Origin of the sequence: Exiguobacterium sp. LL15 (assembly GCF_024436095.1) — a bacterium.
GTDB classification, from domain to species: domain Bacteria; phylum Bacillota; class Bacilli; order Exiguobacteriales; family Exiguobacteriaceae; genus Exiguobacterium_A; species Exiguobacterium_A indicum.
In genome coordinates this window covers 148,814-173,723 of record NZ_JANFNX010000003.1, presented here as the reverse complement: position 1 = coordinate 173,723, position 24,910 = coordinate 148,814, and the positions used below count along the sequence as shown (strand labels likewise).

Here is a 24,910-nt window from a genome sequence, read left to right as displayed (position 1 = left end):
TAAGATAAAGGAATGTTGTAGTTCTGGAAAAAGAAATGAGGTCTTTCGAAATGAATAAACCATCCATTTATGGATTAACGCTTGAGCAGATGACAGAATGGTTATCGAATCAAGGGCACAAACCATTCCGTGCCAAACAAGTATGGGATTGGCTCTACCGTAAACGTGTCACGACTTTCGCGGAAATGACGAATGTCAACAAGGATTGCCTTGAGTTGTTAGATCAGAGTTTTACGATTGACTCGATGACAGAAGCGGTCAAGCAAGAATCAGCAGACGGAACAATCAAGTTCCTTTTCAAATTATATGATGGCAACTTGATTGAAACGGTTCTAATGCGTCATAAGTACGGTCTTTCTGTCTGTGTTACGACACAGGTCGGCTGTAACATCGGCTGTAGCTTCTGTGCAAGTGGTCTGATCAAGAAGAGCCGCGACTTGTCAGCAGGCGAAATCGTTGAGCAAATCATGAACGTCCAACATCACCTCGATGCAGTCGGTAACGAAGAACGTGTCAGCCACGTCGTCGTCATGGGTATCGGTGAACCGTTCGATAACTTCGACAACATGGTCGATTTCTTGAACGTCATCAAGGACCACAATGGTCTTGCAATCGGTGCACGTCACATCACGGTTTCGACAAGTGGTTTGGCAGACAAGATCTACAAGTTCGCTGACTTGAAACTCCAAGTCAACTTGGCGATCTCGCTTCACGCACCAAACAATGAATTGCGTACGCAAATCATGAAAATCAACCGGGCGATCCCGCTTGAGAAATTGATGCCAGCAATCGACTATTACGTTCAAACGACGAACCGTAAAATCACGATCGAGTACATCTTGCTTCGTGGCGTCAACGACCAAAAGGAACACGCAGTCGAACTCGCAAAACTGTTCGAAGACAAACGCCACCTGACGTATGTCAACTTGATTCCGTACAACCCGGTCGATGAGCATGGTCAATATCAGCGCAGTACGTCTGAAGATATCACGACGTTCTACGATACGTTGAAAAAGAACGGCTTGAACTGTGGTGTTCGTCTTGAGCACGGAACAGACATCGATGCGGCGTGTGGTCAATTACGTAGTAAGCAAATCAAAAAAGATAAAGTAGCATCCAAATAATTCGTTGGGCTTCTCATCGTTTCGGTGGGAAGCTTTTTTTACGATAAGAAATGAGGACATTCTATGACACGTACACGATTCAATGATTTTAACTTAAGTACACCAATTCTCGATTCAATCGAGCAACTCGGCTACACGACACCAACCGAAGTCCAGCAATCCGTCATTCCGGTCGTACTATCTGGAAAAGACGTCATCGTCAAATCACGGACAGGGAGCGGAAAGACGGCATCGTTTGCGATTCCACTGTGTGAACTCGTCGAGTGGGAAGAAAATAAACCACAAGTCTTAGTCTTGACACCAACACGTGAGCTTGCCTTACAGGTCAAAGAAGATATTATGAATATCGGACGTTATAAGCGCATCAAAGCGACAGCTGTCTTCGGCAAGCAACCGTTCCGCGGACAAGTCACGGAGCTCAAACAAAAGACACACGTCGTCGTCGGCACACCGGGACGCGTACGCGATCATATCGAGCGAGGCACGTTATCGCTTGAGAAAGTCCGTTATGTCGTCTTAGATGAAGCGGATGAAATGCTGAATATGGGCTTCCTCGATCAAGTCGATGCCATCCTGTCCGAGTTACCAAAAGAGCGGATGACACTGTTGTTCTCTGCGACCTTCCCTGATGATATCGAACAGTTGAGCAATCGCTACATGGACGCACCAAAACGAATCGAAGCGGGTGAGACCGTCGTCTCGACAATCACGCATAGTTATATTTCGGTAACGGATAAGACAAAATTCGCGATTTTGAAAGATGTCCTCGTCGCTGAAAATCCGGATCGCTGCATGATCTTTTGTCGGACGAAAGAACACGTCGATTTCGTCGCGAATGGTCTCCGCGCACATGACTATCCGGTTGAAGCAATTCACGGTGGAATGGAACAAGACGATCGACTCGATGCGATGAAAGCCTTCCGTGCCGGGAAGTTCCGAATTCTTGTCGCAACAGATGTCGCGGCACGTGGGATCGATATCGAGAACATCACGCACGTCATCCAGTATGATCTCCCTGTCGAACGAGAAAGCTACGTTCACCGGACCGGTCGGACGGGGCGTGCAGGAGCAGCAGGACAAGCAATCAGTCTCGTCACGCCGGCAGACGAACGTCGCCTAAAGGAAATCGAGCAGTATCACGGGAAGCTGACACGTCGCCAAGCACCGACAGAAAAGGACTTGATGCGGACAGCGGATGCATTCGAGGAGAAGATGGCGACGGAAGATACGCGTTCTTCGAAAACGGAACAGCTTGATGCGGACATCATGAAATTGTTCTTTAACGGCGGGAAAAAGAAAAAACTCCGTGCCGTCGACTTTGTTGGAACGATTGCTAAGATTGAAGGCGTCACAGCAGACGATATCGGGATCATCTCGATTCAGGATACGTTGACGTATGTCGATATCCTCAATGGGAAAGGTCCGCTTGTCCTCCGGGCGATGAAGACGACGAAGGTCAAAGGGAAACAATTGAAAGTGTACGAAGCATTCAAGAAATAAGACAAGCCGGTCATTCTCCGCTTAAGCGAAGAGGGACCGGCTGTTTTGCGTCAAGGCATAGCCAAGATGGAGTCCGCTAGCAGCTGCTTGGGCAAGCGAGTGTGTCGCACCGGAACAATCACCAATCGCATAGACACCGGGACATGTCGTCTCAAACGTCTCTGACGTCTCAAGCATCGGTGCGTAAAACTTGCCATCTAATCCGTAAAGCAACGTATCTCCTGGAAGTTCCACTTCAAGGAGTTGCTCAAGGCGCTCTAAAAACGCTTCTAAGACAAGCAGGTCTTCTGCAGGTACTTCTGCATGCAAATTACCGGGAGACGCGGTTAGGGAAGGGATGACCGTGTTACGACTCAATTGATCGTGTGCCGTCGCTCGCGATGTTCGGAAATCACTGAGTCGCTGAATGAGAATGCGATCACCACCTTGGTTGATTCCGCCAATGATGCGCGCGGCATACGCATTCGCTTTCGCTAGTGTCGAAAAATACCGCGGGAGAAATAGTGTAAAGTTCAGATTCGTCGAGCCGTCTGCCGTCTCGTGGACGTTTTGACCGTCCGGCATGACGAGTCCTTCTTGATATTTGCGGATGATCCGTCCGCGCGGATTCATGCAATAGGTGACGGCTTGACCGTAAGGCGAGTCGTAACCGAGCTTCGTCTCGAACGTCTCCTGTAACAATGTCCGAAATAGTCCCTCATCCGTCTCAATTCGCACCCCGAGATCGAGTCGAGTTCGCTGTGGGGTGACACCAAGCGTCGCTAACTGGTGCAACGTAAAGTCTGCACCTGAACGACCTGTCGCGAACACGATCCGTTGACTGACGAAGGTCTCGTCCGCTGTTTTGATCGTAAACGACTTCGACTTCGTGATCTGCTCGATTGTCGTTTCGAATCGGGCATCGAGACGCGGTAATAAGGCGTCCTCAAACGCCGTGAAGACAGCAGCTGTCCGTACTGTGCCTAAATGACGGACGGTCGTCTCGACCGAATGTAGACCGGCGCGGCGGGCGCGAGACGCTACAATAGGGGAATGCGTCGAATAGGTCTCAACTGTACCTCCACCATATGTACATAAAAGATCATCGACTTCTTGGAACAGTCGTCGAGTCGTCTCTTCACCGATTTTTGAGACGAGTTCTCCACCGAATCCCGTCGCATAATTAAACTTTCCTTCTGATTTGCCAAGCCCTGCGAATCCAAGATACGCATCTTCTGCTGTTCGTTCGCGAATCGGTTTTCCGGCATCGAGCAGTAGGACGCGTTGTCCGTCTTCAACGAGCTGATGGGCGAGGAAAATTCCTGCTACACCAGCTCCGATAATCGTCACATCATACATCGCTGACATCTCCTTTTCTTTGAGTATACAAAAAAGCCGGATTCCTATGAAAGGAATCCGGACTAGGTGAAATCGCTTATTTCCACTCTGCGATGTCAGCGATTGGTAGACGAACCGATGGGTATCCTGCGTCCACTGCTTTACCGATTGAAAGCAACATGACTGGGAGGTAACGTTCTTTTTCAAGACCGAATGCTTCTGCGATTTGGTCTTTTTCGTAACCACCGATTGGGTTTGTATCGTAACCGTGTGCACGAGCAACGAGCATCAATTGCATCGAAACGAGACCTGAGTCGATCAAGATGCTATCACGTAATGTTTCAACGTCTTCTGGACGGTAGAACCCTTTGATAGCTGGTACTTGGCGATCACGTACTTCTTGCGGCATAAGACCTTTTTCCACAGCCATATCATAGATTGTCTCGATGCTATCGACTGCGTTCATGTCACCGAAGACGGCGATGACAGCAGAAGATGTCTCGACTTGAACTTGGTTGAATTTTGCGAGTGGTGCGAGTGTCGCTTTACCTTCTTCGCTATCGATGACGAGGAAACGCCATGGTTGCATGTTAACTGAAGATGGTGCAAGTGTTGCTTCTTCAAGGATTTGTGTCATTTCTTCTTTTGAAATTTTTACGTTTGTGTCGTAGTTACGAATCGAGCGACGTCCTTTGACGATTTCCATGAAGTCCGTTGTTGTTTGAGTAGTCATAATTATTCAATCTCCCTTGTGTGTGTTTTCTTTTTTTATAGTGTAAAAAAACTTATTTCCAGTCTGCGATGTCGTTGATTGGTAGGCGAACTGATGGATATCCAGCGTCCACCGCTTTACCGATCGATAGCAACATGACCGGTACATAACGATCTTTTTCAAGACCGAATGCTTCCGCGATTTGATCTTTCTCGTAACCACCGATTGGGTTTGTATCATAACCGTGTGCACGAGCGACGAGCATCAATTGCATCGAGACGAGACCCGAGTCGATCAAGATGCTGTCTTTCAAATCGTTCGCCGATACACTGCTGTACATCCCTTGGATCGCTGGTACTTGGCGATCGCGTACTTCTTGTGGCATGAGTCCTTTTGCGACAGCTGTATCGTAGATGTTCTCGAGTTGATCAACAGCGTTCATGTCACCGAAGACCGCGATGACAGCAGAAGATGTCTCGACTTGGACTTGGTTGAATTTCGCGAGTGGTGCAAGTGTTGCTTTGCCTTCTTCGCTATCGATGACGAGGAAACGCCATGGTTGCATGTTGACGGAAGAAGGTGCGAGTGTTGCTTCTTCAAGAATCTGTGTCATTTCTTCTTTTGAGATCTTCACGTCTGTATCGTAATTACGGATCGAGCGACGTCCTTTGACGATTTCCATGAAGTCTGTTTGAGTTTGCGTTGCCATATTAAATCGACTCCTCTTTTAATTTAGGTAATGTGTCGGCGTTCGCTTCGATGCGTTGAATCATCTCAGCTAACGTCCGTTGTTCTTCAGCAGAGAATCCTTCGAGTAAGTTCTCGAGGAACTCATCTTTTTGTTCGCGTAATCGTGCAATGCGCGTCGCCCCTTGTTCCGTTAAGGAAACAAGAATCACCCGATTGTCAGCGGCTGAACGCTCGCGAGCAATCATCCCTGTCGATTCCAAGTGTTTGAGGTGACGGGTCACCGCCGCGTGATCGACATTGACGCGTTTTTGCAATTCTTTTTGACTGATCGTTTGATCGACTTGTAGTTGAGCAAGCAAATCCATTCGCGTCTGACTGAAACCATCCGTACAGAGATCGAATTTTTGAGCAATCGTCTTATTGACGGAGACGAGTGCATAGATCAAACGTCCTTTTTCGGTGCAGGAAATACTCAATCCATCACATCCTTCCCTTCGTTCGAAGAAACCTTTGACGTATCAAAGATTGATATGTAAACGAATATAACGTGTTTATTTTGATGACGCAACTTATCTGCTTCTGACATAAAAAAAAGATATCATTCACGCGGAATGATATCGAGTCAGGCGACTTAGCTAATTTGGCGTTCAGATGCTGGAAGTCCTTTTGCATCAATTGCTGCAATGATCCGGCGGAAATAGAACAACCAAAATTGCAGGAACGGTCCAATCAGGAAAATCGAGAGGATCGTACCGAAGAAAACAGGTCCCCCAAGCAACCAGCCAATGCCGCATGCCGTAACTTCCATGATTGTTCGCATCAGACGAATTGATGTTCCAAAGCGCTCTGCAAGTGTCAATGTCAACCCATCGCGTGGACCAGCCCCGTATCCGACAGCGACATATAGACCAGCGCCCATCCCAATGATGAAAATGCCGAAAATCAGCCAGAGTGTATTCAACCAGATCGACTCAAATGACGGTAAGAGATGAGAGCCAAGAACAAGATTCATGAAGACACCGACGAAAATCGCGTTGACGAGCGTTCCGATTTGCGGTGTGACGCGGTCTAACGCGTATTTAACGAACACGAGTAATAGACCGACAAGCAAGATGATCGTTCCGACGGATAGCGGCGTCTTTTTTTGGAGACCGAGATGCAATACATCCCACGTCGAGACACCGAGTTCAGCTGTGATCATCATCGATGAGCCAAGGGCGAGTAAAAATAAACCAAGTAGGAAGAGCCCCCACTTTAACGTAGCGCGTAACAACCAGGAAGCACGATGACGCGTCATGTCTGGCACCTCATTTCTTAAAAATAATTGATTTGTTAACTGTATCATGAGGAAAGTGGAAGAAGAAAGACGAAATTTTCCGTTTTTTACATCCTAAGTAGGAGGGGAAGGATAAAAGAGAAACGTATACTGAAGAAAAAGGAGGGAGAAAAATGAAAGCGATCCGGCACCTGATTCGTTTTACATACATAGAAGCCATCTGTTGCGTCTTTCCCGTGATGATTTTTGCGGCGCTTGCTCTTTCAAGTTATCTTCCTACTGAACCGGTTGCTCGATATGATCTTTTGTTGCTTTGGTGTATTCTCGTCCAAATCGTCTTACTCGTCACGCGTTATGAAACGATGGAAGAATTCAAACTGATCTTATTGTTTCACGTCATTGGTCTAGCCCTTGAACTGTTTAAAGTGAACGTCGGATCTTGGAGTTATCCGGAAGACGCTTTGACGAAAGTGGCTGGTGTTCCCTTGTATGCAGGATTCATGTACGCAAGCGTTGCGAGTTATGTCTGCCAGGCGTTTCGGCGATTTCATTTACGATTTATAGCATTTCCACCACCTTGGCTTGCGATCAGCGTCGGGAGTCTCGTCTATCTCAACTTCTTCACCCACCACTGGATCTTCGATGCACGCTGGCTATTGATGGTCCTCGTCGTTCTCGTCTTCTATAAGTCATGGGTTCATTTTACGATCGAGCAAACGATCTACCGGATGCCGCTCGTCCTGTCCTTTTTATTGATCGCCTTTTTCATTTGGATCGCGGAGAACATCGTAACGTTCTTTAAAGGCTGGGTCTATCCGCATCAAGAAGGCGGATGGGCAGTCGTTGATCTTGGAAAATTGTCTTCTTGGTTCCTGCTTGTGATCATCACGGTTTTGATCGTCATCGTCGCAAAATACAAGCGTCAGGATCCGGCTGTGGAAATTCAACAACGTACCTAAACAAAAAAATAACCAGGCTGTTTTTTTGAACTACTTCCGCGTTTTTTCGTTGCTATAGTGAAAAAAACGCAAAGGAAGTGGTCATGGATGATGCAACAGGTGATGGAACGAGCAACTGAATTGGTACAGATGAAATTAGCGACCGTGGAGCGGTATGAAGATTGGCAACTCTGGCTCGACGAAGTAAACGGAATCGATGAATGGGTCAAGATGTCAGCGTATTATGCACCGCGCGACGTTCAAGAAACATTGGTCATCGATGAAGCAATAGAGCTAGAGCAGACCATCGTCATGCCACCGCAAGTACCGCTCGAGCCAGTACGCAAGCAACGTTATGCCTATACGTTTCAGCGGGGGTTAAAAGGCGGTACTTTACTAGAATGGTCGGGCAGTCATATTTCTGAACGAGACGTCCGCGATTGGAATCTCGAGCACGGCATGGAAGTCCGGGTCCGTGTCGATCGTCAGGATGATCAAAAAACGATATGTCGTGTTGAAGCCGTCGTCTCGACGGAGCGAATGAGAGAGAATCCGGAACGTGTCGTGTTTGAACAAGCAATCGTCAAAGCACATGGAATCATTGAGGAAACGGTGAATGGTCCACTGCAAGATGAGTCGGGTAGATCGTTCTATTATGTTGTACCGGTAGAAGACATGCGCTATTTCCGACTAGAAGCAGGGCAACTTGTCGATCTCGTCATGTGGCGGGGACGGAAGGATACATTAACGATTGCTTGGAAGCATCCGTTCACGTATGAAGAGCCGATCGTCAACGCATCATCCAACCGTCCGTCAGCGATAGAACAACAGGTAGTGAAGACGCCTGTGACAACAAAAAAGTCAAATCGGTATGCACGAAAAATGAAACGGCAACCGGTGCCGAAAGCTAAAAAAGCGCAGCGTCGCGTCCGTATGCCAAAAGAGCAAACGATTGAACCGATCGTAACAACAGCCGTACCGGGACAATTGATGGATTTCGTTGATAAGACACCGTTAGATTTCACGCGCTTCACAGGCATGCGTCTTGTTATCGTTGGAAACGAACAACAGACCGCTGTCTATCGTGAGTTCTTTGCGCCGACGGGGATCGAATTAATTCATCTAGCAGGGGACGCACAGTCCGCGAAAAAGATTGCTTGTCTCGCCAAAAAGACGGACGCGATCGTCGTCGTGACGAGCCGTGTCTCTCATGCAGCGAGTGCACATGTCATCGCTCAGGCGAAAAAGCATGGTATTCCATTCGCGATGGAACGCCTCGACGGTCGACGTTCGTTATATACAGCGTGTGAGCGGCAACTTGAGCGCGCTTGGTTGAAACAGAAACAAGAGGGGAAATTATTGAAAAATCAGTGAAACATTAGAAGTTATTAGCCGTAGAGTAAGGTGAGAACTTATTTTTCAAGGAGGACCTTACTCATGTCATCTCAATTAAAAAAAGCAGCGAAGGAGTCGCTCAGCGGTCGTTGGGGATTCGCAGTCCTAACAGTTATTCTGTTTAGTATCATTCAAGGTGTGCCTGGATTATTTGGATCAGATATAGATGAACCAGCTAATACGATGGATCTCGTCGTATCGTTGGTATCGATTTTATTGATCCCGGTCGGAGTCGGTTGGACTTGGATTGCGATGTCGATTGCTCGCGGAGAAGAAACGAAAGTGACGGATTTATTTGAACCATATGGTATGTTTTTCAAAGTGATTGGTCTAGCCATCGTACAACTCTTTTTTATCTTCTTATGGTTACTGCTATTAGTCGTACCGGGAATCATTAAATCATTTTCTTACATGCTAACGTTCTATATTTTGCGAGATGAACCATCGATTGGTATCTTAGAGGCCATTACACGCTCCCGAAAAATGATGGACGGGCATAAAATGGAAGCATTCCTTCTTCTACTGTCGTTTATTGGTTGGGCTCTTTTAGGGATCGTTACCCTCGGCCTAGCATTCTTGTGGATTACACCATATTTCAGTGTTACCTTTGCAAAATTTTATGATCGTGTTCGTGGTGAACAAACGCCAGAGCCAACATCAGATTTCGTCGCACCATATTAATACCGGATCCCGACACTACGTCGGGATTTTTTTATGTGTGAAATAATTCCGATGGGAAAAGACGGTTTAATAGTTGCTTTAGTTCAGTGAATTTTGTACGATGAATGCAACACATCTTATCTAGAGAAGTCGAGGGACTGGCCCGAAGACACTTCAGCAACCCCGCCGTGGCGGAAGGTGCTACTTCCAGGAAGGGATACCTTCCGAAGATAAGAGCGGACAGGACAAGATACCGTCGCTCTTTTCGAACTTCGAAAAGAGCGTTTTTTTATGATAAGGGGGACGATGGAGTGGAGTATGGTTTTTGGTTACCGATTTTTGGGGGATGGTTACGTAATGTCGAGGATGAACAGATGCCACCGACCTTCGATTATGCGAAACAAGTCGCACAAACAGCAGAACGGATCGGCTTCTCGACGACGTTGATTGCGGAATTGAACTTGAATGATATCAAAGGCATCAAGGAACCGAGTCTTGAGGCATGGACGACGGCAGCAGCGATTGCTGCAACGACAGAACGCCTTGAGATCATGACAGCGGTTCGTCCCGGGTTCCATAATCCAGCGACGACGGCGAAGATGGCGGCAAACATCGATCAGTTGAGTGGTGGACGCTTTACGCTCAACGTCGTCTCAGCGTGGTGGGCAGAGGAAGCGAAACAATACAACGGTATCTTCACAGCGCACGATGAACGTTATGCTCGGACGGAAGAGTTCGTCACGGTTATGAAAGGACTATGGGCAGATGCGTCACCGTATAGCTTCTCCGGTCATCACTACACGATCGAGCAAGCAGAACTCCATCCGAAGCCAGTCCAGCGTCCGGGGATCAAGCTCTACGCTGGTGGAGAGAGTGAAGCTGGAAAGCGAACGATCGTCGAACACTGTGACGCTTATGTCATGCACGGGGGCACGGTTGAAGAAGTAGCCCATAAAATCGACGATATGAAAGTACGCCGGGAAGCGACGGGACAAACGCCGCTCGAGAGCTTCGGTCTTGCGGCCTACATCATTTGTCGGGATACGGAAGAAGAAGCACTTCTTGAATGGCAACGCATCACGGACGTTAAGGAAGACAGCGCCGGTTATGCCGGTTATCAGGATTTCATCAGTAAATCGCAACTGGAGCAACAGGTCGAACGAAACGATTATTCCGTCTCGAACCGTGGTCTACGTCCGAATTTAATCGGAACACCAGAACAAATCGCTGAACGGATTCTAGCATTCGAAGCCGTCGGTGTCACGTTACTCTTATTACAATTCTCACCACAACTCGAAGAAATGGAACGCTTTGCTCGTGACGTAATGCCACTGGTCGAAGCGAAACGAAAGGTAGGTCAACAATCATGACAAAAATTCATATTCTCCACGAAAATCAAGAATGGACGGACCATCTCATCAAACGTCTCGAAGAACTCGAGTTACCGTATGAACAGTGGCACTTGAATGAAGGGATCGTTCCGCTGGATGAACTGCCGCCAGAAGGCGTCTTTTACAGCCGGATGAGTGCCTCTTCGCATACGCGGGGGCACCGTTACGCGCCGGAGTTGACGGAAGGGATCCTCGCTTGGTTAGAAGAGCATGACCGGACTGTCTTTAATGGAACGCGTGCGCTTCGTTTAGAAGTCAGCAAAGTCAATCAATACACGGCGTTGCGTAAGGCTGGGATTCGTGTACCGAAGACGACGGCTGCCGTCGGACGCGATCAAATCGTACAAGCAGCAAAAGAAATTGGCGTTTCGTCATTCATCACGAAACATAACCGGGCTGGGAAAGGTCTCGGCGTCCAGCTGTTCCACTCGATTGAAGCACTTGAAGCTTATCTCGACGGTCCGACATTCGACGAACCAGTCGATGGCATCACGTTGATTCAAGAGTATATTCAAGCACCAGAACCGTACATCACACGTTGTGAGTTCGTAGGTGGAAAGTTCGTCTACGCGGTTCGAGTCGATACATCAGAAGGTTTTGAGCTTTGCCCAGCGGATGCATGTGTAATCGACGACTTGTTCTGCCCAGTCGGTGAAGAAGCACCGCAAACACCGATGAAGTTCCAAATCGTTGAAGGCTTCGATGACCCGATCATCCAAAAGTATGAAGCGTTCCTTCAAGCGAACCAAATCGCGGTCGCAGGCATCGAGTTCATTAAGGATGCGTCAGGTACGATCTATACGTATGACGTCAATACGAATACGAACTATAATTCGGATGCCGAGGCAGCTGCAGGACGCTACGGTATGCTCGAACTAGCGAAGTTCCTCGGTGCAGCCCTTGAAACAAGCACAGTAAAATAAGAATCTGCTCTCGCCCTGTCACCGGACGTTACAAGACCGGATGACAGGGTATTTCTATAGAAAAGGGGGCGGATCTATGATTACGTGGAGAGAAGAACGACAGCTCGATATTCCGATTGAGGAAGCATGGCACTTGTTTGATCACACGCGATTGCAGCGTTTGATTCCAAACGTCGTCCAGCACGAGGTGATTGAACGAAAACCGGGTGTCGTCGGTTCGACGTATCGTCAAACATACATGCAGGGTAATCGACTTGAAACCTATATCGTGACCGATTTAGCTTATACGAACGAGCCTGACTTCAAGCAAAATACGATTGGATTCACATTGGCTAAAATATTCAAGATCGAGATGACCTTTACACTCAAACCACTCGGACCTGATCGATGTCTGTTGATTTATACAGGGAAGAACGAGGGAGCCAATTTTGTTGGAAAGAGTCTGTTGTCGCTTGGAGGAGAGCGAGAGAATGAGAAAATCGTTCATGGGCTGTTGCAACGTGTCGAAGAAGAAGCGGCAAAACAAAAGAAGAACAATGCATAAAAACACGGATTCCCGCACTTGGGAATCCGTGTTTTCGTATCTTATCGATTCGTATACGATTTGTGACTGCTCGGCAACCCAGAGAGGTAGCCGACACCACCCGTTTTTTGAATCCCGATGCCGTCTTTCATCGCTTTTTCAAGCGCCTTTGGATCGACGGCGGTGATTTGTTTGTCAGTCAATGACTCACCCGGATGTTGATAGTTACTTAGGAGGTAGCTATACTTCCCAACATGATCAAGTGAACGGAGACCAGTCGCTTCCGCTCCGACTGGAACCGAAAGGATACGTGATAGTTTTTTCGTCTTCAGGTTGTAGGCCCAAACGAAGTTATTTGTATGCAAGGAGCTATCTTCACCGATAAAGAGCGTATCAGATGTCGCGGAGTAAGCAAGGTTATCTGGATTCGCGACGAGATCCGGATTCGCTGTGTTGCCGTAAGCATCCGGCTTCTTCAAATCTTCACCAATGACGAGTGCTTGCATATTCGTTGGTACGTAACGGCTGTCGATGCCTTTTGCACGACCAAGATCGATTTCGAATGTCGCACCCGATTCACGTTTTTCAAGCTGGATGTCGTCTTGGACAGCACCTTCTTGTTTTTCGGTACTACCTGACACATAAGACAAGGCGATGTAGGCTTTTTTGTCTTGCTCGTTGACCGTGATGCCTTCCATCTTGTTGAACTCTGATGTTGCACCAAGCAACGCACCATAACGACGTGATTCAAGGAAGGCTGCCTCTTTTTCTTTTCCAGGCTTGAGCTTCAAGTATTCGACTTTTTTGCTGGCAGCTGTTTTGACCGCTTTAAAGCCAGGTGTCGGTGCATCTGCTGTCTCGAAGATGTCGCTGAACTTCGTTCCTTTATCAATTAAGCGTTTGACTTCTTTATCGGAAGCATGACCAAGCTTGATCCACTCAAGGTCACCGGCTCCGCCTTCTGCTGCGCGAGTTTGATTGAACTTCGCAGCGTAAAGTGTTCCTTTTGAGAAATCACGCTTTTTATCTGCGACGTACATGAACATCATCGTGTTATTGCCGTCGTCACCAAAGATCGCGGTCTTTTGATCCGGTAGAATCTGCATCATCTCGTGCGAGAAACGACCTGTACTGTAGTGTTTCACTGCTGTCGCTTTACCTTTCCGGTCGACCGAGATTTCAGGCGTATACCCGTAGAAGTACGGATTCGCTTTTTCGGTCGTTCCGAAATAACGCTCAGCGAAGGCATTTACTTCTTTATAAGCAGCTGACGTTTTGTCTGACTCAAACGCACGAGCATCTGGTTCATATTCCTCTGACCCAAGGTGCGTTCCCCATGGCGTCGTTGAACCGTTACATGGTGTCCAGAGTCCATTGACGTTTTCAAAATCAATCTTGCTGGCTTTTTTAACGGCAAGTTTTCCTGTCTTTTTATCTTGTACGACTTCCGTTAATGTCATCGATGCTGGAAGTCCCTTGACTTCATTACCAGCATTGTCGATCGAGTCATACTCGAAGTGAGAGACCATGTATTTTTTCCCGTGCACTTCAAGCAGACTATTCGAGTCTGGTGCATCTGAGACGAAAGCTTCCGGTTTGTCCGGTACACTGCGGTCGATGATCGGATTTCCTTTAGCATCGATCGATGTCCCTGCTGCAATCATCTCGCCTTTGTTTTCGACGATTTTATCTTGCGACAGGAATAATTGATTATAGTTCAACGGCTTCACTTCCGTTTTGCCGTTCGTATAGGTGACTTTGACTTTTGCTTCTGTATAAGTTTTTACCATCTGGTCGATTTTCGTCGGTGCATCCATCGACAAGAATTCGACCTTCTTGATGTTGCGTGTTGTATGAGAAGAGCTATGGGCATCCGCGAACATCGGGACCATACTTGATGACAAGACCGCTGCTGATAGACCAACCATGAGTGTTCGTTTCATTTTCGTTTCCCCCAAATGAGTTTGTTTTGTTGCTACATTTCCATTTAATCAGTCGATTATGTAGGGGGTGTAAAGAAACTTGGTCAGTTTTATCTCACTTAGTTAATGTTTCCTTTACAGTAAGGTCAGCAAACGAGCAATCTGTGGATCATCTTGAAGATCTTTCAATGGTCGGAAACGGACGGCTCGCAATTCCTGTTGATCAAATGGAAGTTCGGGGTCGATCCCGAGTCGAGGTGCAGAACTGCCTAAGGCACGTCGGACGAGAAAGCATGTCTCTGTTCCTTGATCAATTGAAATCTCGTAGAGTTGCCGTTCGATTGTGACGTGAAGGTTTGTCTCCTCTAATACTTCCCGCATGACGGCTTGTTCTTTTGTTTCGCCACTCTCGACACCTCCGCCCGGTAACGTCCAAAATGTCCGGGAAGGCGTGTGTAATTCGACCATTAGAATCTGTTGTTCTTCGATCAACGCAGCGCATACGCGGTGCCTCATGTCGTATTCCTCCTTCAACGTGTTCAAAAAAGAGACCGAAACGACAGTTCCGGTCTCCTCAAAATCATTGCGCGTATAACGCTGTTAGTTGCTGTTGGATCGTATCATTGTTCAAGTACTCATCGTATGTCGTTTCTTTATCGACGATACCGTTCGGCGTCAACTCGATGATCCGGTTCGCGATTGTTTCGACGAACTGATGGTCATGCGAGCTGAAGAGCATCGCGCCTTTGTAAGCAATCAAGCCATCGTTGAGTGCTGTGATCGATTCGAGATCCAAGTGGTTCGTTGGATCGTCGAGGACGAGGACGTTAGCACCACTGAGCATTGCTTTTGAAAGCATACAACGGACTTTTTCGCCCCCAGATAAGACAGAAGCTTTTTTCATGACTTCTTCTCCTGAGAAGAGCATCCGACCGAGGAATCCACGGAGGAACGTATCGCTCTCATCTGCCGGTGAGTACTGACGGAGCCAATCGAGGATCGTCTTGTCCGAGCCTTCGAAGAATTCCGAGTTATCTTTTGGCAAGTACGACTGCGAAGTTGTTACGCCCCATTTGAACGTACCGCTATCCGGTTCCATCTCACCCATAAGGATCTTGAAGAGAGTCGTGATTGCGATATCGCTCTGACTGATGAACGCGACTTTATCCGTCTTGTTCAACGAGAAGCGGACGTTATCAAGGACTTTGACACCATCGATCGTCTTCGAGATGCCGTCGACCATCAAGAGGTCATTTCCGATTTCACGTTCCGGTGTGAAACCAACGAACGGATAACGGCGTGACGATGGACGAATGTCGTCGAGTGTGATTTTATCAAGCAATTTCTTCCGCGACGTCGCTTGTTTCGCTTTTGAAGCGTTTGAGCTGAAACGCGCGATGAAGGCTTGAAGTTCTTTGATTTTCTCTTCTTTTTTCTTGTTTTGGTCACTTGCCATACGCGAAGCAAGCTGACTTGACTCGTACCAGAAATCGTAGTTTCCGATATACAGTTGAATCTTACCGTAATCGAGATCCGCCATGTGCGTACAGACGTTGTTCAAGAAGTGACGGTCGTGGGAAATGACAATGACCGTGTTCTCGAATCCGATCAAGAATTCTTCGAGCCATTTGACGGCTTTCAAATCAAGTCCGTTCGTCGGCTCATCGAGTAAGAGAATGTCTGGTTTACCGAACAACGCTTGCGCAAGCAAAACTTTGACCTTTTCCGATCCTGTCAGCTCAGCCATCGTCTTCGAGTGAAGGTCTTCCTTGATGCCGAGTCCTTGAAGAAGCATTGCGGCTTCCGACTCCGCTTCCCAACCATTCATCTCAGCGAATTCACCTTCGAGTTCAGCAGCACGCATGCCGTCTTCGTCCGAGAAATCTTCTTTCATATAGATGGCATCTTTTTCTTTCATGACTTCATAGAGACGTTTGTGTCCCATCATGACCGTTTCGATGACTTGGAATTCTTCGTATTCGTAATGGTTCTGACGGAGAACGCCTAAACGTTCGCCTGGTGTGATGATGACATCGCCTTGTTGTGCTTCGATGTCACCAGCGAGAATTTTCAAGAATGTCGATTTACCAGCGCCATTTGCACCGATCAGACCGTAACAGTTACCTGGTGTGAACTTAATGTTGACGTCTTCGAATAATTTTCGATCTGCAAAGCGAAGACCGACGTTTTGTACTGTAATCATATAGAGATGAACCCTCGTTTCTAGTAAGTGATGTGCTCATTCGAGTGTACCACAAATCGTGATCTGTCGTAGAGCAGGCAAAGTTCCCTCCATATTAGGACAGAAATTAAAAATAAGCAACCGGACATTTAAAAAAATGAAACATTTTCCAGATGGATACGTAGAACAAAGTAAGGAATTCGTTAGAGGAGGGGTTAGATGGCCATCTTTTTCACATTATTGTTTTTCGCCCTCATCGTTTTGCTTGGCATGGAACTCTACCGCTATATCCAAGAAAAGATCGATAAAGGAGATTCAGAATGAGAGAAATCAAACCGAAGAAAAAAATTCGCCCATCGATGATCATCGCTGGTGTGCTCGTACTAGCGTTGCTTGCAACAACGCCGTTCATCGTTGAACAAATCGAACCCGGACAAGTTGGGGTCGTCTATACACCGTCAAGCGGTGTCAAAGATGAGACGTTATCGCAAGGCTGGCATGTCGTTTCACCGATCACGCGGGTGACGGAGTATCCGATCCGGACACAGACGAAGTCGCTTGAGAACATGACACTTGCGACCAAGGACGGAAAGAACATCGTCGTCGACTTTACATATAGCTTCTCCGTCTCGCCGGATAAGGTGACGAAAGTCTTCAACAAGTTCGGACCGATCGAAATCGATGAGATCGCAAAAGGATATCTGAAACAACGTCTCTATGATGCATCGCGTGAGCAAATCTCAAAAGTCACCGTCCTTGAACTATTCGGTGAAAAATCAGGGAATGTCTCAACGAGCATTCAAACGCAGTTTGCAGAAGACGTCAAGGACATCGGTTTCATTATCGAAGATGTCGCACTCGGTGCACCGAAACCAGATGAAAAGACACAGGAAGCGATCGATGCGCGTGTCAAAGCGTCGCAGGAACTTGATAAAAAGAAGACGGATCTTGAAATCGCTAAAGCAGAAGCAGAGCGTCTTCGCGTAGAAGCGAAAGGAGCAGCTGATGCCCGTTTGATCGAAGCTCAAGGGTTGGCAAAAGCTCAAAAAGAACTACAGAAGACATTGACGGAAGAAATGATTCAATACGAAGCTGTCAAGAAATGGGACGGGAAGTCACCACTCGTCAGTGGATCGGGGAGTATGGTTCAATTACCGATTCCAGATGCTACAACAGAAGAAAAGAAATAAAATAGACCTAATTTATAGGTCTATTTTTTATGCTGTAATAATAAATCAGTAGATTAAAGATAGATGTATTATTTAATTTTAGTATAGAGATAAAAAAACTTTTATTTTATATTTTTTAAATGTAAAATTTATGGTTTAATTCCCTTATTTAGAAGGGAAACGAACGTAAAAGAGCATTATTCAATTGAAAATAAGTATCAAAAAATAGGGGGGATAATTTTTGTATAAAAATCGATCACCAAATACATTTATTATCTTCATGATTCTATTTGCGACAAGTTTTTCGATTCCGCACAGTCATGCGACGACCGACGAGCTAGAAATACCAGACCCTTTGACGTCATCGTTTTGTGAAGAGACGTTGAATGATCCAACGAAAGAGGACTTGCTAAAAAAAGAAGAACGGATACAATGCGAAGAACTCTTGGAACTAGAGCAGACAACCCCACCTGAGAGCGAAAATCCACTAACATCCGAGACAACCCCACCTGAGAGCGAAAATCCACTAACATCCGAGACAACCCCACCTGAGAGCGAAAATCCACTAACATCCGAGACAACCCCACCTGAGAGTGAAGACCCACCAACATCCGAGACAACCCCACCTGAGAGTGAAGATCCACCGACATCTGAGACTTCGTCAACTGAAGAAGATGAAACAATAGTAATTGAGCAACCTCAGTCAGATGATAACGAAGAAAGTACACCTAATTCTGAAACATCGAAGTCAGACAAAGGAAAAAATACAGCAGTTCCTAACTTACTTTCCATAAGCTTATTAGGTACTTCAAGCTTAAGTGCAAGTTATCAAGAGGTTCAAATTGAAAATGACGGTACTAGAAAAACGATTGAATTAACGAATCGATTTTCCGCATTTCTAGGATTGGGGCTTTCTAATAAACAATATATTGTTTTTATCATTCCACCAAGTATCATGGATAAAATTAAAGCAGAGAGTGTTTATTTAGAATATTCCAAGTCGGGAAATATTGTTAAAAAGGAAAGTGTTACCATTGATAAAACAAATAATTTAATTTATTGGAATACGTCTTCGATTATTTCAGTAGGGTTGCTAGGGTTATTAAACAATATCGAATATAAACTTGTTTTCGAAATAAATAATTTACCTATCAATTCTACAAATCAATACACTTTCAAAAGTGCTGTCATCGATGAAGCGATTGATTTAAATATTTTAAGTAATAGTACAGCATCAGCAGATTTAATGATTGGCTCAACACTTCGTTTGACGACTCCGACCACTCTTAATTTTGGTAGTCATGAGTTGACGGGGCGAGAGAAGATTATTCCTCGTGTATCCCCAATGACGATTGCGATTTCTCACGAAAATGCCACAGGATATAACTGGAAGTTACAAGCGAGTCTCAGTCGCCCTTTGACGAGTACGACAGGTGATGTCTTAACTGATGTTCTTTATTTTAAGACCGCTTCGAAAACCCAATTACTGCAAACAACCGCAATTGAAGTGGCTACGGGAACGATGTCGGCGAGTTCAAATCAGACACCGTTGACGTACGCTGAAAATGAAGGCATCGTTCTCGATTTAACAGGAAAATATCCGAAACCTTTATCGTATAGCGCAGACATTCAATGGAGTTTAGTCGATGCACCGTGAAAAGGGGAGAACAAAGATGAAAAAACGCTTTGCTTTTTCAACGATCTTGATAAGTACTGCTTTAATGTTAGGAACGACCTCTGCGTGGGCTGCGAATACCTCAACGGGAACATCCAAGGCTGAAATCACATTTACGACGAATGCAGCACCGATCATCGTCGATCCAGACTCACCTAATCCGAATACTCCCTATAGACCTCAGGATAACGGAGGAAATACGCCAACCGGAAACACAGGACCACTCACACTCGATTATGCACCTAACTTCAATTTTGGCTCGAACGAAGTACTTGTTAATAAAGCACTCTTCAAAGCAAAAGATCAAAAGCCCTTTTTACAAGTAACGGATCGACGTATTCTCCCTACGAAATGGGATGTTAAAGTAAAACTCAGTACCTTTAAAGATAGCGGTGGGAAAGATTCCTTGGCTGGATCCACGTTGACGATCGATGCGGGTGATGTACAAACCTTGATTGGATTACCAATTAATGCAGCACCTACGACAGGAAATGTTACCTTAACACCTGGAAATCCGGGAGATGCAAAAGTCATTTTAGCATCAGCTGCTGGAACGTTTTCAACGTGGCAAATTTATTGGAAGGGAAACGGGACAGATAACGATCGCATTACGCTGAACGTCCCTGTCGGTGTTCAAGTCGAAGGAAAACATACCGCTACGCTCGATTGGACGCTCTCTGACGTCGTGAATTGATGAGAAAATGGGGGGAGAGAGATGAAACGATGGGGAGTCGGTTGTCTAATCGTTTTGCTTTATGGATTACTTGTCTGGATGACACCTTCAGACAGTTTTGCAGAAGATCGTGTTAATTTTTCGGTCGAAGCGGTTCCGAATGCGCATCAGGTCGATTCCGGTGTAACCTATTTTGATTTAAGGATGCCAGCGCAACAAAAGACGAATCTTCAAATTCGAATCTATAATCACGGACCCGCTGATCATACATTCTTAACTTCAGTCCGAAATGCCACAACGAATAATAACGGTTTGATCGTCTATGATCAGAAAAAATCCGTTCCATTAGCGTCGACTTCGTTGACGGATCTCATTAAACCGAATACGCAATCAACATTCATTAAAGGCGGAGAGTCGAAAATCGTTTCTTTACCACTTGAAGTGTCAAATGAGTTGGATGGGACATTGCTTGCCGGTATTCGGATTGAGAGCAAGCCGGAAGGTGAAACGACTAACGACAATACCATCGGCATTCAAAATCGGCATGCTTATGTCATTGGATTAAAAGTCCGTTCTTCAATCAAAGAGACTGCACCCATCATCACATATGAGGGGGTACAGGCAAAATCCTCTTTTTCAAGACCTACTGTTTTCGTTAAATTAGCAAATCAAGCACCGACTATTAGTAAAACGATGAAATTCGAAGCAATCGTCACGAAAGGAAAAAAAGTCGTGGTTCGAAAACAAATGGACGCTCGATTCGCACCATCGATTTATATGAAAACACCGATTGAAACGACAGGAATCTTAGAACCCGGCACGTATCACATTAAGATCCGCGTTGACGGAGAAGGCAAGACGTGGAAGTGGAAAGACAGCTTTAAGATTACGAAGCATCAAGCGAATCAAATGAAAGAGCAGATACCCGATCGGGATATCGAAGAAAATTCGAATTCCTTTGTCGGAGAATGGTCGAAGGAACTTATGGTGGCATCTACCTTAATCATTTTCTTATTAATCGGTTATATCTATCGTTTGAAAAAGCAGCAACGCCAAGCATAAAAAAAGCAGATTCTCAGCGCTGAGAATCTGCTTTTTGATTAGCGAGCAGCTTGTTCAAACCCTTGAACAATGGCGATGATGACTTGCGTCGCTTTTACCATGTTATCAACGGAGATGAATTCGAACTTGCCGTGATAGTTCTCGCCACCGGTAAAGATGTTCGGTGTCGGAAGACCCATGTATGAAAGCTGTGATCCATCCGTCCCACCACGGATCGGCTTAATGATTGGTCGGATATCAAGGGATTCCATCGCGGCATGAGCGATATCAACGATGTGCATGTGAGGTTCGATTTTTTCACGCATGTTGTAGTACTGGTCATGCAAGTCGATTTTAACGCTGCCTGCTCCATACTTTTTGTTCCACTCCTCAACGAGAGCAGATAAGAAGTGTTTCCGTCCTTCAAATGCTTCACGATCGAAATCACGAATGATGTAGTCGAGCGTCGTTTTTTCAACAGAACCGTCAAACGAAATCAGATGGAAGAATCCTTCAAAACCATCTGTGAATTCAGGAGACTCTTCTCCAGGAAGACGATCGTGAAATGCCATCGCATGTTTCTGCGAATTGACCATCTTGTCTTTTGCTGTTCCCGGGTGAACGTTCGTTCCGTGGAAAACGATTTTAGCAGCCGCTGCATTGAAACTCTCGTATTCGAGTTCACCCAGCGGACCGCCGTCGACTGTATAAGCATACGTTGCATCGAATGCTTCGACATTGAAATGATGTGGTCCACGACCAATTTCTTCATCTGGCGTAAAGGCAACACGAATGCGACCATGTTTGATTTCCGGATGCGAAATCAAATGGTGCATGGCTGTCATGATTTCTGCGATTCCGGCTTTATTGTCGGCACCGAGTAATGTCACACCATCCGTCGTCATCAATGTGTGACCGACATAGTTGTGAAGTGCAGGAAAATCAGTAGGCGATAGGATGACAGACGGTGCTTCACGCAACGTGATCGGATTTCCGTCATATGCTTCCACGAGTTGCGGACGGACATTCGTGCCCGTGAAATCCGTCGCTGTATCCAGGTGAGCAAGGAAACCAATTGTCGGAATGTCTGCATCTGTATTAGCAGGTAACGTCGCCATGACATACCCATTGTCATCGACTGTGACTTCCTCCATACCGATTGCATTTAATTCTTCTACAAGCAAACGAGCCAGTGTCCATTGTCCTTCAGTTGTTGGAACAGTCGTACTCTCGTAGTTCGATTGTGTATCGATTTTCACGTATGTAGTTAGACGATCAATCAATTCTTGTTTCAAATCAAAAACGTCCCTTCTCGTCATAAGATACCTTCATCATAGCATGAAGACCTAATGTGAGAGAATTCTGAATCATGATAGACTAATAATGAAAAAGGGGGAATTCTTCATGAGAGCATTCGTAGTCGATCAGTACGGAAAAGACGCATCACTTATAGAAAAAGACGTCACACCTGAAAAAGCGGGGAAGTACGAATTACGCATTCAAGTCGAGGGGTCGAGTATCAATCCACTTGATACGAAGATGTTCTTCGGACACGTGGCAGCAGCATCGACGACTGGAATTCTCCAGGGCGATGTAACGGGGAGAGTCATTGAAATCGGCGAGGGTGTGACGTCTTTTTCTATCGGCGATCGCATCGTCGCATTCGGTGGTGGGCTTGGAACACGTGCCGGTGCGCTAGCGGAGGAAATGCTTGTGCCCGAACAGATGGCAGTCTTACGACCAAAAGAGGTCTCAGCTGAGATTGCTGGTTGTTTACCGGTGATCGGGTTAACGGCGATGGAGATTTTAAAAGAACGGATCGTAATTACACCAGGAATTCGTGTGTATGTAGCAGGTGGAACGGGCGGAGTGGGACACCTGACTGTTCAACTTGCGCTTCATTATGGGTGCGACGTCACAGCGAGCGCCTCTTCGGACGAGAAGGCAGCTTGGTTAGAAGCGAGAGGGATTCGCGTTCATCGGTATAAGGAAGAATCAGCTGAAGCATTGCTCAAACGACTGGATTTTGACGGATTCGATGTCATCATTGATACGGTAGGTGGCGATCATTTACAAGAATCGTTCATACTCGCTAAAGAACGCGGACGCATCATTTCGATCGCGACACGGACGACACAAGATTTAACGATGATGCATAGTAAAGCCTTATCACTTGAAGCTGTGTTCGTCGCACTTCCTTTGCTAAAAGGAAAAGTAGATGAGATGAAGCGACAGCAACATCACTTAGCAGAACTTATTCATTTAGTAAAAGAAGGCACAATCGAGATTCGGATCGAAGAGCAGATTCCTTATGAGCGCGATGTGTTAAATGATCTCTACCAACGATTTGATCAAGCATCACATTTTGGTAAAGTGAGTGTGCGTCCAAGTCTTAAAAAATGATTCTTCATTTATTTTACATTTCCTGTTAAAAACATAAAAAATCCGCTACTGAAATTTTCGGTAGCGGATTTTTTAGATAATACGTCATTTGCGACGAATGAGAATACTTTTTTGAGCGAGTTGCGGCATAGAAGGAGGAGTCGGGAAATCTTTCTGCTCCGGTTGCTCCCATACGACTTCAAATTTTTGACGCAACTTGTTGAATGCTTGCTCAACAGCTTTTTTCAATTGTAACGCATCAAGAGCAGGGCTATCTGTCGTGATCGCAAGGAGTCCTCCACGATTCGTCAGATGAATGACTTTTTGGATCCAAGGAGAAAGATCCTGTTCCGTTCGAAACTGACGCGTCCGTGTATTGACGTGTACCGGCGGATGGAACAAGACGACGTCAAAACGAGTCTTCTTATCCGCTTGTTCGATATAGTCGAACGCATCTTGAACCAAAATTATCTGTTCTTCAGGAGTAAAATGGTTCAACGTAAGATTATCTGTCGTCTTATTTCGACTACGTGTCGAGAAATCAACACTCGTCGTGTGAGTAGCATGACCTTGAAGTGCAGATACTGTCAAAGTTCCTGTATCAGAAAAGAGATTCAGTACGTTCTTTTCTTTAACTGAATCCATCAGAACTTTACGAAGTGCGCGTTGCGCGATATCGAAGCCAGTCCGCATGCCAGCGTCAAGGTCGTATGCATACCGTGCACCATGTTCCTGCAGCATTTCTGGAAAATCACCGCGTTCACCCATTAAAAAATCGTCGCCTTTGACGGGTTGAAGATCGATAAGAAAATCTCGTTTTTCATAAATGCTCTTATAGTGAACGAGCGATTCAAGCGCCTCGAGAATCATCGGGCGAAAAGTATAGATGCCTTCATTTTCGAAGAGGATGAGGTAATGATGGTCATAACAATCAATCGTCAGTCCACCAATACCATCACCTGCACCATTAAAAATACGGAAAGCTTCGGACTCTTCTTCAAAAAAGTCGTTTCTTTTGTCTAGAGCTTGTTCGAAAAGGCGTTTGAAGAAAGCAACATCGATCGTGTCTTGTTCATCCATCGAGAGTGTCCAACCGACACCCTTTTCTTGCTTGCCAAAATAGCCAGTTGCAAGGTATTCTTTATGTTCTGTCATCAGATGAAGCAGTCCACCTGCTTCTTTAATATGTTGCAAGGATTCAAACATTTCTTTACGTAACGCGGGATAACCGCTTCGAATCAATTCAATCCATTCGGATTTGACGACGATCGGATAGAGTTCACGGGGCATCTAATTTCCTCATTTCTACTTGTGGATAAGTGTGATTAGTATATCATAAACAGAGTTATCCACATGTGGATAACTTGATATAAATAAAACCGTTAATCCTTATGTAAGTAAAAGGACTAACGGTTTT

The 24,910-nt window shown here is 45.9% G+C and carries 23 protein-coding genes and 1 riboswitch; of the genes, 13 read left to right on the top strand and 10 right to left on the bottom strand.

Annotated elements, in window-relative coordinates; all coding sequences use genetic code 11:
- Positions 1-50 precede the first annotated feature (50 nt).
- Together rlmN and NOM72_RS13910 are read left to right on the top strand one after the other, a co-directional pair.
- Positions 51-1,124, top strand: coding sequence for a dual-specificity RNA methyltransferase RlmN (gene rlmN / locus NOM72_RS13915; RefSeq protein WP_023469793.1), 1,074 nt, complete (start codon positions 51-53; stop codon positions 1,122-1,124).
- A 63-nt stretch (positions 1,125-1,187) separates the two neighbouring features.
- A complete protein-coding gene (locus NOM72_RS13910) occupies positions 1,188-2,624 on the top strand; it encodes a DEAD/DEAH box helicase (protein ID WP_255999358.1) in 1,437 nt (478 codons plus the stop codon).
- Between the two features lie 21 nt (positions 2,625-2,645).
- On the opposite strand, the gene NOM72_RS13905 is transcribed toward NOM72_RS13910, so the two are convergent.
- The 5 genes from NOM72_RS13905 to NOM72_RS13885 form a co-directional block, all read right to left on the bottom strand.
- A complete protein-coding gene (locus tag NOM72_RS13905; protein ID WP_055969696.1) occupies positions 2,646-3,962 on the bottom strand; it encodes an NAD(P)/FAD-dependent oxidoreductase in 1,317 nt (438 codons plus the stop codon).
- A 76-nt stretch (positions 3,963-4,038) separates the two neighbouring features.
- The gene (locus NOM72_RS13900) at positions 4,039-4,674 is read right to left on the bottom strand and encodes a nitroreductase family protein (protein WP_023469790.1); all 636 of its coding nucleotides are present in this window, start codon (positions 4,672-4,674) and stop codon (positions 4,039-4,041) included.
- A gap of 52 nt (positions 4,675-4,726) precedes the next feature.
- Complete coding sequence (locus NOM72_RS13895) at positions 4,727-5,362, bottom strand: nitroreductase family protein (protein ID WP_023469789.1); 636 nt, start codon at positions 5,360-5,362, stop codon at positions 4,727-4,729.
- A 1-nt stretch (position 5,363) separates the two neighbouring features.
- Positions 5,364-5,819: a MarR family winged helix-turn-helix transcriptional regulator gene (locus tag NOM72_RS13890; RefSeq protein WP_023469788.1), complete on the bottom strand. Its 456-nt coding sequence runs from the start codon at positions 5,817-5,819 to the stop codon at positions 5,364-5,366.
- A gap of 155 nt (positions 5,820-5,974) precedes the next feature.
- A complete protein-coding gene (locus NOM72_RS13885) occupies positions 5,975-6,688 on the bottom strand; it encodes a YczE/YyaS/YitT family protein (RefSeq protein WP_251140321.1) in 714 nt (237 codons plus the stop codon).
- 104 nt (positions 6,689-6,792) lie between these two features.
- Between NOM72_RS13885 and NOM72_RS13880 the strand changes: the two genes are divergently transcribed.
- The 6 genes from NOM72_RS13880 (at position 6,793) to NOM72_RS13855 (ending at position 12,470) form a co-directional block, all read left to right on the top strand.
- The gene (locus NOM72_RS13880; protein WP_255999357.1) at positions 6,793-7,578 is read left to right on the top strand and encodes a DUF817 domain-containing protein; all 786 of its coding nucleotides are present in this window, start codon (positions 6,793-6,795) and stop codon (positions 7,576-7,578) included.
- 87 nt (positions 7,579-7,665) lie between these two features.
- Entirely contained in the window at positions 7,666-8,931 is a 1,266-nt protein-coding gene (locus tag NOM72_RS13875) for a DUF2325 domain-containing protein (protein WP_255999356.1), read from the top strand.
- 63 nt (positions 8,932-8,994) lie between these two features.
- Positions 8,995-9,633, top strand: a complete 639-nt coding sequence (locus NOM72_RS13870) for a DUF975 family protein (RefSeq protein WP_023469784.1) — start codon at positions 8,995-8,997, stop codon at positions 9,631-9,633.
- Positions 9,634-9,746: 113 nt separating this feature from the next.
- Positions 9,747-9,849: riboswitch (SAM riboswitch) on the top strand.
- Positions 9,850-9,923: 74 nt separating this feature from the next.
- Entirely contained in the window at positions 9,924-10,982 is a 1,059-nt protein-coding gene (locus NOM72_RS13865) for an LLM class flavin-dependent oxidoreductase (RefSeq protein ID WP_064300732.1), read from the top strand.
- Positions 10,979-11,926, top strand: a complete 948-nt coding sequence (locus tag NOM72_RS13860; RefSeq protein ID WP_255999354.1) for an ATP-grasp domain-containing protein — start codon at positions 10,979-10,981, stop codon at positions 11,924-11,926. Before NOM72_RS13865 ends, NOM72_RS13860 begins: the two co-directional genes overlap by 4 nt.
- A gap of 76 nt (positions 11,927-12,002) precedes the next feature.
- Entirely contained in the window at positions 12,003-12,470 is a 468-nt protein-coding gene (locus NOM72_RS13855; RefSeq protein ID WP_029342963.1) for an SRPBCC family protein, read from the top strand.
- Between the two features lie 41 nt (positions 12,471-12,511).
- Here NOM72_RS13855 and NOM72_RS13850 read toward each other — a convergent pair whose 3' ends face one another.
- From NOM72_RS13850 to NOM72_RS13840, 3 genes are all read right to left on the bottom strand, one after another.
- Positions 12,512-14,392 (bottom strand): PhoX family protein, encoded by a 1,881-nt coding sequence (locus tag NOM72_RS13850; RefSeq protein ID WP_255999353.1) that lies wholly within the window; start codon positions 14,390-14,392, stop codon positions 12,512-12,514.
- Between the two features lie 114 nt (positions 14,393-14,506).
- Entirely contained in the window at positions 14,507-14,887 is a 381-nt protein-coding gene (locus tag NOM72_RS13845; protein ID WP_255999352.1) for an NUDIX domain-containing protein, read from the bottom strand.
- 64 nt (positions 14,888-14,951) lie between these two features.
- Entirely contained in the window at positions 14,952-16,574 is a 1,623-nt protein-coding gene (locus NOM72_RS13840; RefSeq protein ID WP_023469778.1) for an ABC-F family ATP-binding cassette domain-containing protein, read from the bottom strand.
- Between the two features lie 299 nt (positions 16,575-16,873).
- Here NOM72_RS13840 and NOM72_RS13835 point away from each other — a divergent pair, with 299 nt between their 5' ends.
- From NOM72_RS13835 to NOM72_RS13820, 4 genes are all read left to right on the top strand, one after another.
- On the top strand, positions 16,874-17,743 hold the full coding sequence (locus NOM72_RS13835) for a prohibitin family protein (RefSeq protein ID WP_023469776.1): 870 nt from the start codon (positions 16,874-16,876) through the stop codon (positions 17,741-17,743).
- A gap of 220 nt (positions 17,744-17,963) precedes the next feature.
- A complete protein-coding gene (locus NOM72_RS13830) occupies positions 17,964-19,379 on the top strand; it encodes a hypothetical protein (protein WP_255999350.1) in 1,416 nt (471 codons plus the stop codon).
- A gap of 16 nt (positions 19,380-19,395) precedes the next feature.
- The gene (locus NOM72_RS13825; protein ID WP_055969678.1) at positions 19,396-20,091 is read left to right on the top strand and encodes a WxL domain-containing protein; all 696 of its coding nucleotides are present in this window, start codon (positions 19,396-19,398) and stop codon (positions 20,089-20,091) included.
- 21 nt (positions 20,092-20,112) lie between these two features.
- Positions 20,113-21,132, top strand: coding sequence for a WxLIP family cell surface protein (locus NOM72_RS13820; RefSeq protein ID WP_255999349.1), 1,020 nt, complete (start codon positions 20,113-20,115; stop codon positions 21,130-21,132).
- A 38-nt stretch (positions 21,133-21,170) separates the two neighbouring features.
- Here NOM72_RS13820 and pepT read toward each other — a convergent pair whose 3' ends face one another.
- Entirely contained in the window at positions 21,171-22,406 is a 1,236-nt protein-coding gene (pepT, locus tag NOM72_RS13815; RefSeq protein WP_255999348.1) for a peptidase T, read from the bottom strand.
- A gap of 109 nt (positions 22,407-22,515) precedes the next feature.
- Here pepT and NOM72_RS13810 point away from each other — a divergent pair, with 109 nt between their 5' ends.
- Positions 22,516-23,514 (top strand): zinc-binding dehydrogenase, encoded by a 999-nt coding sequence (locus NOM72_RS13810; RefSeq protein ID WP_255999347.1) that lies wholly within the window; start codon positions 22,516-22,518, stop codon positions 23,512-23,514.
- 84 nt (positions 23,515-23,598) lie between these two features.
- Here NOM72_RS13810 and NOM72_RS13805 read toward each other — a convergent pair whose 3' ends face one another.
- A complete protein-coding gene (locus tag NOM72_RS13805) occupies positions 23,599-24,783 on the bottom strand; it encodes a class I SAM-dependent rRNA methyltransferase (RefSeq protein ID WP_035395540.1) in 1,185 nt (394 codons plus the stop codon).
- Positions 24,784-24,910 lie beyond the last annotated feature (127 nt).